Source organism: Nocardiopsis sp. NPDC055824, assembly GCF_053616335.1.
The window spans coordinates 34,017-45,641 of sequence record NZ_JBSHDN010000030.1; the positions used below are offsets into that span (position 1 = coordinate 34,017).

At 72.6% G+C, this 11,625-nt stretch carries 8 protein-coding genes and 1 rRNA gene; 5 read left to right on the forward strand and 4 right to left on the reverse strand.

The window, feature by feature from the left end:
- Positions 1-83: 83 nt before the first annotated feature.
- Entirely contained in the window at positions 84-1,544 is a 1,461-nt protein-coding gene (locus tag ACWGL3_RS09575) for a sigma-70 family RNA polymerase sigma factor (protein ID WP_452461145.1), read from the forward strand.
- Between the two features lie 56 nt (positions 1,545-1,600).
- On the opposite strand, the gene ACWGL3_RS09580 is transcribed toward ACWGL3_RS09575, so the two are convergent.
- Positions 1,601-2,227, reverse strand: coding sequence for a TetR family transcriptional regulator (locus ACWGL3_RS09580; RefSeq protein WP_267946287.1), 627 nt, complete (start codon positions 2,225-2,227; stop codon positions 1,601-1,603).
- A 361-nt stretch (positions 2,228-2,588) separates the two neighbouring features.
- Between ACWGL3_RS09580 and ACWGL3_RS09585 the strand changes: the two genes are divergently transcribed.
- The 4 genes from ACWGL3_RS09585 (at position 2,589) to ACWGL3_RS09600 (ending at position 6,994) form a co-directional block, all read left to right on the forward strand.
- A complete protein-coding gene (locus tag ACWGL3_RS09585; RefSeq protein WP_267946288.1) occupies positions 2,589-3,617 on the forward strand; it encodes an MBL fold metallo-hydrolase in 1,029 nt (342 codons plus the stop codon).
- Between the two features lie 171 nt (positions 3,618-3,788).
- Positions 3,789-5,138 (forward strand): glycosyltransferase family 4 protein, encoded by a 1,350-nt coding sequence (locus ACWGL3_RS09590; protein ID WP_267946289.1) that lies wholly within the window; start codon positions 3,789-3,791, stop codon positions 5,136-5,138.
- A 54-nt stretch (positions 5,139-5,192) separates the two neighbouring features.
- A complete protein-coding gene (locus ACWGL3_RS09595; protein ID WP_267950491.1) occupies positions 5,193-5,912 on the forward strand; it encodes a class I SAM-dependent methyltransferase in 720 nt (239 codons plus the stop codon).
- A complete protein-coding gene (locus tag ACWGL3_RS09600; protein ID WP_267946290.1) occupies positions 5,912-6,994 on the forward strand; it encodes a prenyltransferase in 1,083 nt (360 codons plus the stop codon). The genes ACWGL3_RS09595 and ACWGL3_RS09600 overlap by 1 nt, the downstream gene beginning before the upstream one ends.
- Before the next feature lie 106 nt (positions 6,995-7,100).
- On the opposite strand, the gene ACWGL3_RS09605 is transcribed toward ACWGL3_RS09600, so the two are convergent.
- The 3 genes from ACWGL3_RS09605 to rrf all read right to left on the reverse strand — a co-directional run.
- Complete coding sequence (locus ACWGL3_RS09605; RefSeq protein ID WP_452461146.1) at positions 7,101-10,370, reverse strand: transglycosylase domain-containing protein; 3,270 nt, start codon at positions 10,368-10,370, stop codon at positions 7,101-7,103.
- Between the two features lie 323 nt (positions 10,371-10,693).
- Positions 10,694-11,326: a class I SAM-dependent methyltransferase gene (locus ACWGL3_RS09610; protein ID WP_452461147.1), complete on the reverse strand. Its 633-nt coding sequence runs from the start codon at positions 11,324-11,326 to the stop codon at positions 10,694-10,696.
- Positions 11,327-11,538: 212 nt separating this feature from the next.
- Positions 11,539-11,625: ribosomal RNA gene (gene rrf, locus ACWGL3_RS09615) — 5S ribosomal RNA — on the reverse strand; the annotation flags it as partial.

The window sequence follows — 11,625 nt, forward strand, 5'->3', positions numbered from 1 at the left end:
CTTACCTTCGGGACACAGCTGTCTCTTTATCTCCACGCCGCTCCCCTCCCCTCGCTACCGTCACGGTTGAGCGGGGGAGAATCGTGACCAGAGATGGCGAAACAGGCGAACCAACACGGACGGCGATCGAGGCGCTCTACGACGCCTTCGCCCCACCCCTGTACAGGTACGCCTGGGCGCTCCTGGGAGACGATCCGGAGCAGGTCTCCGATGCCGTGCACGACGGGCTGGTGGCGGGCGTCGTCCTCGACGCGCGCCGCTCCGACCCCGCCGACCGGGGCCCCTGGCTGTACGCCCTGGTCCGCTCCGCCTGCCAGCGGCGCGGCCTGGCCCACGTCAGCCCCTACACCGGCCTGGCCACGGTGCCCGCCGAGGCCCCGGTCGCCCGCATGTTCGCCGGGCTGCCCGCCAGCCACCGCGAACTGGTCGAACTGCACCTGCGGCACGCGCTGCCCACCTCGGCGACCGCCCGCGTCCTGGGCCTGGACCCCGCGATCTGCGGTGAGCTGACCCGCTCCGCGATCCGCCGCGCGGCCGAGTGCCTGGCGGAGGCGACCGGCGGATCCGCCCTCGCCGACCGGGGGGAGGCCCCTCCCGAGGGGGCCCGGGCCGGGGAGGCCCTGCCCGATGCCCCCGGGGGGATCGGCTCCCCCGGCTCCGCGGCGTGGCGCGCCCAGGTCCACGAGGTCTCCTCCGCCCTCGCGCTGCTGCGCCCGCCCGGTCCGCCGCCCGGCCTCCGCGAGCGGGTGCTCCTCACCTGCCTCGACCCCGGGTCCTCCGGCGTCCGCGACCGGATCGCCGCCCAGATGCACCCGCTCACCGGCGAGGGCTACCCCCTGCACCGGTCCCGCGTGCCGGGAGAGCCCGAAGAGGTCCCGGAGGCCTTCGAGCCCGGCCCCGAACCCCTCCCCCGGGCCCTGCCCGGAGACCGCCTGACCACCGCGGACCACCCGGCGCACGAGGAGGGGGCGACCCCGCTCCCCGGTCCGCGCCCGGAACAGGACGACGAGGGGGCGCGGCGCCGCCGGGCCGACCACCGCCGCTGGTCGCTGCCCGCCGTCTCCGGCCTGGCCACGGTCGCGGTGGCGGTCTCCCTGTGGGCGTGGGCGAGTGCCGTGGGCGGCCCCTCCACGATGATCGGCACGGCCCCCGCCGAGGCCGAACGCGGTCCCGGCGCCTCGGACGTGGAGACCGCCTCGACCGCCTCCGACGCCAAACCCGAGGCCGGCCCCACCGGCCCGGACTCCGAGCCGACCGCTCCGGCCTCCCCCGAGGTCCCGGGGAAGCCCGGGGACGACGCTCCCGGGGAGGAGGCCTCCGGGGAGGGCACACCGGACGGGGGCGCCGCGCCCGCGCCGTCGGCCGGGGAGCAGAGCCCGCCCGCCGACGGCGGACCGGACGACGACCCCGACGGCTCGGACAGGGACGGCTCCGGGGACGACGACGCCCCCGGCGACCCGTCCGAGGAGGACGGGTCCGACGACGGGGGCGGTGGCGGTGGTCTGTTCGACGGGCTGCTGGGGCTGCTCTTCGGCGGTGGCTGACGCCGGGGCGCCCCGACCTCCCGCGCGGCCGTCGCGGCCGGACGTCTACGCGGGTGTCAGAAGGCGACGAGGAGGTGCTCGGCCGCGGTCCGCAGCCGCCGCTCGACCTCGTCGACGTCGCGCCGCCCCTTGAGGACCTCGACCAGCTCGAAGATCCACACGCTGGTGAGCGAGCCGACCAGGACGTACCCGGCGCCGGTCCGGTCGACCCCGGCGGCGGGGTCCTCCCCCGGCGGGGCGGTTCCGGCGCCCTCCAGGTTGCCGGTGGCCACCCGCCACACCAGGTCGGAGATGCGCACGTCCAGCTCGATCTTGACCTCGGCCATGATGAGCGACCGGATGAGCGCGTCGGCGAGCTCGGGCTCGCGCATCAGCCCGCGGGTGGCGCGCAGCAGGACGTCGACGGCGCGCTCGGCCGGGGAGTCGGCCGTGGGCGGCCGGCGGACGATCCCGCCCTCCAACAGGTCGAGCTCCTCGGTGACCACGGCGACCACGAGGTCCATCTTGGAGGGGAAGTACCTGTACAGGGTGCCGAGGGCGACCCCGGCCCGCTCGGCGACCGACCGCATCTGCATGGCCTCGACGCCACCGCGCACGGCGAGCGCGGCCGCCGTCTGCACGATGCGCTTTCGGCGCTGGGTCTGACTTCGCGACATGGTTCCGCTCGGCGCCTGCACCGCCACAGGATCTCTCCCATTCGTCGTCAGTCCGCGCGCTGCCCGCTCGCCACGGCGCTGAGGGCCAGGACTCGGCCGAGGCTCCTGTGAACCCCGACCGCACGAGAACACGTTATCCAACGGTTTCCCTCCCGCGCAGTTCTTCACGCCCATGATCCACACCTCATCGCACGACGTAGCAGTAGCAATACGAAGAGGACGCCAGGCTTTTCGGATATCCCGTCCAAGCTTTATAGAATATGTTCTATTTAGGGGGCTCGCTTGGCCCCCGCCCCCTATGCCCCACCCGGCCCCCTCCGGCCGCGGCCCCGGAACGACCACATCCTAGAATCGAACCGGATTCGGTTTCTAGTGAGAGGTCGCCCCCATGCCTGACGTGCCCCCCGTCGAGGACCTCGGGGACGGGGTGTGGAGCCTTCCGGTGCCCATCCCCGGCAACCCCCTCGGCTTCACCTACGTCTACGTCCTGACCGGCCCGGCCGGCCCCGTCCTCGTCGACACCGGCTGGGACCACGACGAGTCGTGGGAGGCGCTCGTCCAGGGCCTCGGGCGGACCGGGCACGCGGTGGAGGAGGTCCGGGGAGCGGTCCTCACCCACTTCCACCCCGACCACTCCGGCCTGGCCGGCCGCCTTCGCGAGGCCTCCGACGCCTGGATCGCCATGCACCCGGCCGACATCGCCGTGACCGAACACCTGGGCTCCGTCCCCGCGGAGACCCGCCGCGCCTCGATCGCCGACCAGCTGCGCCGCTCGGGCTTCCCCGACGAGGACGTCCGGACCCTCCTGGACGGACCGCGGCCGTTCACGCCCTCCGCCGTGCCCGACCTCGCCCTGGAGGACGGCGCCGCCGTCGACCTCCCCGGCCGCGACCTGCGCGCGGTGTGGACCCCCGGCCACACCCCCGGACACCTGTGCCTGCACCTGGCCGACGGCGGCAGGCTGTTCACGGGGGACCACGTCCTGCCCCGCATCACCCCGCACGTGGGCCGGTTCCCGCTCCTGTCCGACACGGGCGACCCCCTCGGCGCCTTCCTCGACTCCCAGGCGCGCATGGGAAGGCTCCCCGACGCCGACCGGCTGGTGTGCCTTCCCTCACACGAGAGCCGCTTCACCGGACTCACCGCCCGCTCGGAGGAGATCACCGCCCACCACGAGCAGCGCCTGGACGAGATGGCCGCGCTCCTCTCCGAGGGTCCCGCCACGCTGTGGGAGGTCACCTCCCGCCTCGCGTGGAAGCGGCCCTGGACCGGCATGCGCGTCCAGGCACGCCACATGGCCGCCGCCGAGACCGCCGCCCACCTGCGGCTCCTCGAAGCGCGCGGTCTCGCACACCGTTCCGAGAAGGACGGCCTGCCACGCTGGGTCGCCGTCGCCCCGGCACGGCGCCCGGCATAGGATCCCTTACCAACCGGCCCGACGCCGCCGCCGACCCAACTGCCGAGTAACATATGGGGCGCTCATGCCCGTCACCGGCGAACACGCGCGTCCGCGACGGCGACCACCCCGCCCACACACCGGCGGCACGCAGCGGCGAGCGGGCCAGCGACCCAACGAAGAGGTGGACTCTTGACCCAGCCGGGCAACAACACGGGACCGGGCCCACGGCCGTCCGCCGAGCGCCCCCTCCGCGTCGCCCTGCTGTCCTACCGCAGCAAGCAGCACGTGGGAGGACAGGGCGTGTACGTCCGCCACCTGTCACGGGAGCTGGCCGCCCTGGGCCACGAGGTCACCGTCTTCTCCGGCCAGCCCTACCCGGTCCTGGACGAGGGCGTCACCCTGGAGAAGATCCCCTCCCTGGACCTCTACAACGACGCCAACCCGTTCGTCGCCCCGCCCGTGCGCGAATGGCGCGACTGGATCGACGTCCTGGAGGTCGCCACCATGTGGACCGCCGGATTCCCCGAACCCCTCACGTACTCCCTGCGCGCCAACCGCGAACTGCGCCGGCGGCTGGACGAGTTCGACGTCGTCCACGACAACCAGACACTGGGCTGGGGCCTGCTCGGCATCAAGTCCGCCGGCCTCCCCCTGGTCACCACCATCCACCACCCCATCAGCGTGGACCGCAGGATCGAACTGGAGGAGGCCAAGGGCCTCCAGAAGCTCTCCAAGCGCCGCTGGTACGGGTTCGTGGGGATGCAGGCCCGGGTCGCCCGCAGACTCGACCCCATCCTCGTCCCCTCCCGGTCCTCGGCGGAGGACATCGCCAGGGAGTTCGGGGTCGACCCCGCGGCCATGGAGGTCACCCCCCTCGGCGTGGACACCCGCTACTTCCACCCGCGCCCCGAGCTGGAGCGCGTCCCCGGCCGCATCGTGTGCACGGCCAGCGCCGACAGCCCGCTCAAGGGCGTGGCGGTCCTCCTGCGCGCCGTGTCCAAGCTCGCCACCGAACGCGACGTCTCCCTGACCGTCGTGAGCCGTCCCCGGCCGGGCGGCCCCACCGACCGGCTGGTGGACGAGCTGAGCCTGCGCGACCGTGTCGAGTTCGTCAGCGGCATCGACGACACGGAGCTGGCCGAGCTGATCGCGAGCGCCCAGGTCGCCGTCGTCCCGTCCTTCTACGAGGGCTTCTCCCTGCCCGCCGTGGAGGCCATGGCCTGCGGCACCCCCCTGGTCGCCAGCCACGCCGGGGCGCTGCCCGAGGTCGTGGGAACCGACGGCGACGCCGGACGGCTCGTCCCCCCGGGAGACCCGGAGGTCCTGGCGGACGCGATCGCCGCCCTGCTCGACGACGGCGCCGAGCGCGGGCGCATGGGCGCCGCCGCCTGGCAGCGCGTCCAGGAGCGCTTCACCTGGCGTGCGGTCGCCGAGCTGACCGCGCGGAGGTACGCCTCCACCATCGACCTCGTCAGGGGCGGCCGCCCCGCCGACGACACCCGTCCCGCGCCCGCGCGGGCCCGCGCGAACGGCGCCTGACCCGGCGGGCCGCGCGCACCACCACCCGCGTCCGCACCACCTAGGGAGCCTCCACTGATCACCGTCGACTTCAACCTGTTCCCCGTCGGACCGGGCGACCGCGTTCTCGACCTGGGCTGCGGCGGCGGCCGGCACGCCTTCGAGGCCTACCGCCGCGGGGCCGACGTCGTGGCCTTCGACCAGAACGTCGGCGACCTCGCCGAGGTCGAGACGATGTTCGCGGCGATGCGCCACGAGGGGGAGGCCCCCGAGGAGGCCAGTGCCGAGACCGTCAAGGGCGACGCCCTCGACATGCCCTTCGACGACGACAGCTTCGACCGGGTGGTCGCTGCCGAGATCTTCGAGCACATCCCGCACGACACCGCCGGGATGAAGGAGCTGTTCCGGGTGCTGAGACCGGGCGGGATCGCCGCGGTGACGGTTCCGAGCTTCCTGCCCGAACGCCTCTGCTGGGCCCTCTCGGAGCAGTACCACACCAACGAGGGCGGGCACATCCGCATCTACACGCGCGCCGAGCTGGAGGCCAAGCTCAAGGCCACCGGGTTCGAGATCGGCCCGCACCACCACGCGCACGCCCTGCACGCACCGTACTGGTGGATCAAGTGCGCGGTGGGCACGGACAACGACGACCACCCCCTCGCCAAGGCCTACCACGACATGCTGGTGTGGGACATGCTCCAGGCCCCGAAGGTGACCCGGATCGCCGAACGCCTCCTCAACCCGGTCATCGGCAAGAGCGTGGTCGTGTACGTGCGCAAGCCGCACGCCGCCTGATGGCCACCCCGCCCGCCACCGCACCCGCCCCGGAAGGGACCCTGCGCCTGCCCGGCGTGCTCAGCACCGAGCAGCTGCACCGCTCCGCCCACTACCTGGCGCGGAGCCAGGAGGAGGACGGCGCGATCCCCTGGTTCCCCGGGGGCCACACCGACGTGTGGGACCACGTGGAGTGCGCCATGGCGCTGACCGTCACCGGGCTGAGCGTGCCCGAGCACGGTGAGGCCGCGAGACGCGCCTACCTGTGGCTGGAGCGGACCCGCCACCCGGAGGGCGGCTGGCCCGCCAAGTTCCGGCAGGGCGTACCGGTCACGGAACTGCGCGAGGCCAACCACGCCGCCTACCCCGCGGTGGGCCTGTTCCACCACCTGCTCGTCACCGGCGACACCGGGTTCGCCGAACGGACCTGGCCCGTGGTCGAGAGCGGCCTGGAGTTCGTCCTCGGGCTGCGCGGCGAGCACGGCGAGATCCTGTGGGCGCGCTCGGAGGACGGTTCGCCGGGCGACCACGCCCTGCTGACGGTGTGCGCGAGCGTGCACCACGCCCTCCGGTGCGGCGTCGCCCTGGGCGCGCGGCTGGGCCGGGACCGGCCCGAGTGGTCGGCCGCGGCCGACCGGCTGGCGACGCTGATCAACGAGCGGGAGGACCTGTTCTCCGACCGCAGCAGGTTCTCCATGGACTGGTTCTACCCCGTCCTGGGCGGGGCCGTCCGCGGCGCCGCCGCCAAGGAGCGCATCGGGGAGCGCTGGGACACCTTCGTCATGCCGGGGCTGGGGGTGCGCTGCGTGAGCGACCAGCCGTGGGTGACCGCGGCCGAGTCGTCGGAGCTGGTGCTCACCCTGGCCGCCGTGGGTGACGTCGAGGGGGGCGTCCGCGTCATGCGGGACGTGCAGCACCTGCGCGACCCCGACGACGGGGTCTACTGGACCGGCTACCAGTTCGCCGAGCAGGTGCGCTGGCCCGTGGAGCGCAGCACGTGGACGTCGGCCGCCGTGATCCTGGCGGTGGACGCCCTCACCGGGACCACGCCGGGGTCCCGGGTGTTCCTGCACACCTGGGACGAGGAGCCCGCGGTCCGGTAGCGGAACCGCGCCCGGCCCGCGTCCGCGTACGGACGGGGAGGGCGGCACGGGACAGCCCCGGCGGTGGATACCGCCGGGGCTGTGCCTGTTCCGGGCCTCCGCTCCGCTAGGGGACGCCCCACTCCTCGGACCGGCGCGTCTCCTCGCCCCCGCCCGGCGGCGGGACCTCGCCCCCTCCGCCCGGGTCCGGCTGCTCCGGGATCCCCGGCTGCTCCGGGTCCGTCGGCACCTCGGGCTGCTCCGGGATCCCCGGCTCCTCCGGGTCCGTCGGCACCTCGGGGACGGCGGGCTGCTCCGGCTGCTCCTCGCCCTGCGAAGGAGCCTCCGGCTCCTGGGTGGACGGGTCCGGGGCCCAGTACTGCGTGGATCCGGAGAAGGCCGGCTCCGGGAACTGGACCACCTCGCGCCCCTCCATCGCCCTGCGCATGTAGTCGCGCCAGATGGGCGCGGCCACACCGCCACCGGAGATGTCGTACCCGGGGATGCTGAAGCTCTGGTTGTTCTGGTTGTACACGCCCACGGCCGTGGACAGCTGCGACGTGTACCCGACGAACCAGGCCGCGACGCTGTTGTCGGTGGTACCGGTCTTGCCCGCCGCCGGGTGTGTGTAGAAGTTGGCGGACGAACCCGTGCCCCCCTCGATCACCTGCCGGAGCGCATGGGTGACGTCGGCCGCGGTGGACTCCTCCAACGCCCGGGAGCTCTCGACCTCGGGGCGCAGATCCTCGCCCTCGGTGTCGATGATCTCCTTGACCACGTGCGCCTCGACGTGCTCCCCACCGTTGGCGAAGGTCGCGTACCCGCTGGCCTGGTCGACCGGGCGGACCGTGGAGACGCCCAGGGCCATGGTGGGCACGAGCTGGTTGTCGAGGATGCTCCCGTCGGGGAGCCCCGCCGCGTAGGCGGTGTCCCGGACGTTCTCGTAGCCGGTCTCCATCGTCAGCTCGATGTAGCCGAGGTTGTTGGAGACCCGGGTGGCCTGGACCAGGTCCATGGGGCCGCCCGGCGCGTTGCCGGCGTTCTGGATCGTGGAGCCGGCGATGCTGCGCGGGCCGCTGCCGTTCACGATGCTGCGGAGGCTGTACCCCTCCTCCAGCGCGGTGGCCAGCACGTAGGGCTTGAACGCCGATCCGGCCTGCGCCCCGCCCAGGAGCGCGCTGTCGTACTGGTTCTCGTAGTAGTCGTGGCCGCCGTAGAAGGCCAGGACCTCGCCCGTGGCCGGGTCGATCGTGGTCAGGCCGACGTTGACGCCCTCGGGCAGGACCTCCGGGGGGATCGACGCCTCGACCGTCTCGTAGGCGGCGTCCATCAGCTCCTCGTCGAAGGTCGTGACGATGGAGTAGCCCTGGCGGTTGATCTGGTCCTCGGTGTAGCCGAGTTCGGCCATCTCCCGCATCACGGCCTCGTACATGTACCCCCGGTACCCGCTGAGGTCGGTGCCCTCCAGGGGCTTCTCCGGCTCAGGGGCGGGGAACTCCATCGCGTCGGCCTCCGCCTGGGTGATGGCCTCCGTGGTGACCAGGCCGTTGACGACGTAGCGCCAGCGCTGCTCCATCTCGGGGGTGGTCTCCACGTCGGCCTCGCCGAACGGCGTCGGCTGCTGGATCGCCGCGGCCAGGAACGCCGCCTCCTCGGGCGTGAGCTCGTCGACGTCCTTGTGGTAGTACGCCTGGGCCGCCGCCTGGATGCCGTACGCGTTGCGTCCGAAGTAGATGGTGTTGAGGTACTGCTCCATCACCCACTCCTTGGACTCGCTCTGGTCGACCTTGATGGAGATGATGATCTCCTGGATCTTCCGGGAGACCGTCTGCTCCAGTGACACGCCCTCGTAGTAGTTGCGGACCATCTGCTGGGTGATCGTGGAGCCGCCCTGGACCTGCTGCCCGGTGACGGTGGACCACACGGCCCGCGTCGTCCCCCGGATCGAGACCCCGGGCTCCTCCCAGAAGCCGCGGTCCTCGGCGGAGATGACGGCCTCCACGATGTGGTCGCCGCCGGCCACCATCTCGTCATAGGTGACGGGTTCGCGGTCGGTGCCCCGGTACGCGAACTCCGTCTCGCCGTCGGCGAAGTAGAAGGTCGACCCCTGTTCGAGCGCGTCGGCCTTGGCCGCGTCGGGCACCTCCACCGTGGTGTAGAAGAACGCGAACACGGCGGCGCCGAGGACCACGAACAGGCCCGTGACGATGAGGAAGACCCGGAGGATCCGCCACCACAGGGGCTTCTTGGCCTTCTTGGCCTTGGCCGCCTTCGGGTCTCCCGGACCCTTGGGGCCGCCAGGTCCCGTACCGCCGGGCCCAGCGGGGCCCTTGGGGCCCCCGGGACCGTTGGAACCGCCCTTGCCGCCCGAACCGTGCGCGGCCGAGGCCCCGGTGGGTTCCTGGCTGCCGGACCGTCCCCCGGGCGTCTCGCCCGGGGCGCCGGCGGCGGTTCCGGCGGCACCCGCGGCGCCGAGTGCGCCGACGCCCGCCGAAGCGGAGGACCCGCGCGTGCCCTGGTCCCCCTCACCCGCACCGGACTCGTCGGTCACGTAGTCCGAGAGGCGGCGCGGCGCGGGCCAGAGCGCGGCGGTCTCGGCGGCGGAGGACTCGTCGATCCTCTCCGCCTCGGCCTTGTCCGGAGCGACGGCTCCGGGCGCCGGGAGCTCGTCCCCGTACAGGGGCGCCGGCTCCGCGGCGGACACACGGTCCGCGGGCCACGAAGCGCGGGGGCCGGGGTCCCCGGCGACGACCACGGCGTCGGCGGACTCCCCGCCGTCGGCCCCGGCCGCACTGTCGGTCGCGCCGTCGGCCGCGTCCTGCGGCACGGGGAAGGCCTCGGTCCTCGGGGTGGGACCCTCCTCCGCGTCTTCCTGGGCGGCCTCGGAGGACACGGTGCGAACGTCCCGGGAAGTGGGGGCCTCCCCGGCGTCGACCGCGTCATCCGTCTCCGGCGCGTCCTCGCCCGAGGCGTCGACCGCGTGCGCGGTACCCTCGCCCGGGGACGACGGGCTCCGGTCGGAGCCGTCTTCGCCTGTCCCGGCGGACGAGGACCCCTCCATCAGGTCGGGATCGTCGTAACCCTGCTCGGCGAGGGTCTGCGCGACCCGCTCCCGGAAGAACGTGCCGCTGGTCTTGAAGGTGATCGGGCTGATGAACTCCGGCTCCGGCTGCTCGCCCGTTCCGCCCTGCGCCTCGTCGGCGTCGTCGGGGGACTCGGGCGCGCCACCCCGTGCGGCGGGCGCGCCACTCTCAGAAATGTTCTTGCTGGACAGCTCTTCGGCAGAGGTGTCTTTTACTTCCGGCGTGTGCTTCTCGGGACGCTGTCCATCCGCCCCGCCTTCGCCGTGTGTGCTCTCGCTCAGCTCCCCGCCCCCATGGCAAATCACGTCCGGCACCGTGCCGTCCTTGTGTTTGACGCGCGAGTGCCCCTGATCGTTCAGTTCGAGTCAGGACTGAAGCGGTAATGAGGGGAATAACGCCACCATCGCTCCGCCCTCCACGCAACGATACCCGCCCGTAACCAGGTCGAGGTCGAATCCGTTACGGCGCTGTCACTTCTTACCGAGGGCTTACCCTCGCCAAGCGTGTTTCGGGTCAGTTGTTGAATGCCTCACTTTCTCATGTCCGCGACAGTTCCGCGCACTCCGGGAACCACGCCACCTCCGCGGCGCGGGCGGTGTCCCCGGAGCACACCCCCGTACGGGGCACGGGAGAGCGGTCAGGCGACGCGTTCGAGGACGCGCATCGACCCGAGGGCGCGCACCTCCTCGAACCTTCCGGACTCCAGCGCCCTGAGGTAGATGTTGTGCGGCGGACGTCCGCCGTCCGCGGGGTCGGGGAACACGTCGTGGATGACGAGGACCCCGCCCACGGCGACGTGGGGGCTCCAGCCGGCGTAGTCGTTCTGCGCGGCCTCCTCGCTGTGCCCGCCGTCGATGAAGACCATCCCGAGCGGGGTCCCCCACACGGCGGCGACCTCGGAGGACCGGCCGACGACCGCGATGACCTCGTCGTCCAGGCCGGCGCGGGTCATCGTGCGGCGGAAGTGCGGAAGGGTGTCGAACCTGCCGGTCTGCGCGTCCACGAGCGAGGCGTCGTGGTACTCCCAGCCCTCCTGGTGCTCCTCCGAGCCCCTGTGGTGGTCCACCGTCAGGACCTTCGTGCCCGTGGCACGTGCGGCCGCTCCGAGGAAGATCGTGGACTTGCCGCAGTACGTGCCGATCTCCACGACGGGGCCGACGGCGGAGTACCGGACCGCCGTCTCGAAGAGGAGCGTGCCCTCGTCGGTGGGCATGAAGCCCTTGGCTTCCTCTGCGGCGGCCAGGAGGTCCGCGGGGATCGTCTTCGTCATACGTGAATTCTCCCACCGACCGAAACGAGCACCGTCCCCCTACCGGCCAGAAACACAGAAGAACACGGGAAGAACACAGAGACCCGCCCTTCTCCGACGACTGCGGGTTCCGGAAACACCGGGTTCCAGAAACACTCTTTTCACAAACGCACAAGCATGCGCGCAAAAAAGGAGGGGGCCGCCCACAAGGCAACCCCCTCCCCTACAAAAAACCGTGGCAGCGACCTACTCTCCCACCCCACCACAGGGCAGTACCATCAGCGCAAGGAGACTTAACGACCGGGTTCGGAAAGAGACCG

Bases quoted from the DNA above. Each gene is read 5' to 3' on its own strand.
- ACWGL3_RS09610 (WP_452461147.1), bottom strand. From the start codon at position 11,326: ATGACGAAGACGATCCCCGCGGACCTCCTGGCCGCCGCAGAGGAAGCC.
- ACWGL3_RS09585 (WP_267946288.1), top strand. From the start codon at position 2,589: ATGCCTGACGTGCCCCCCGTCGAGGACCTCGGGGACGGGGTGTGGAGC.
- ACWGL3_RS09600 (WP_267946290.1), top strand. From the start codon at position 5,912: ATGGCCACCCCGCCCGCCACCGCACCCGCCCCGGAAGGGACCCTGCGC.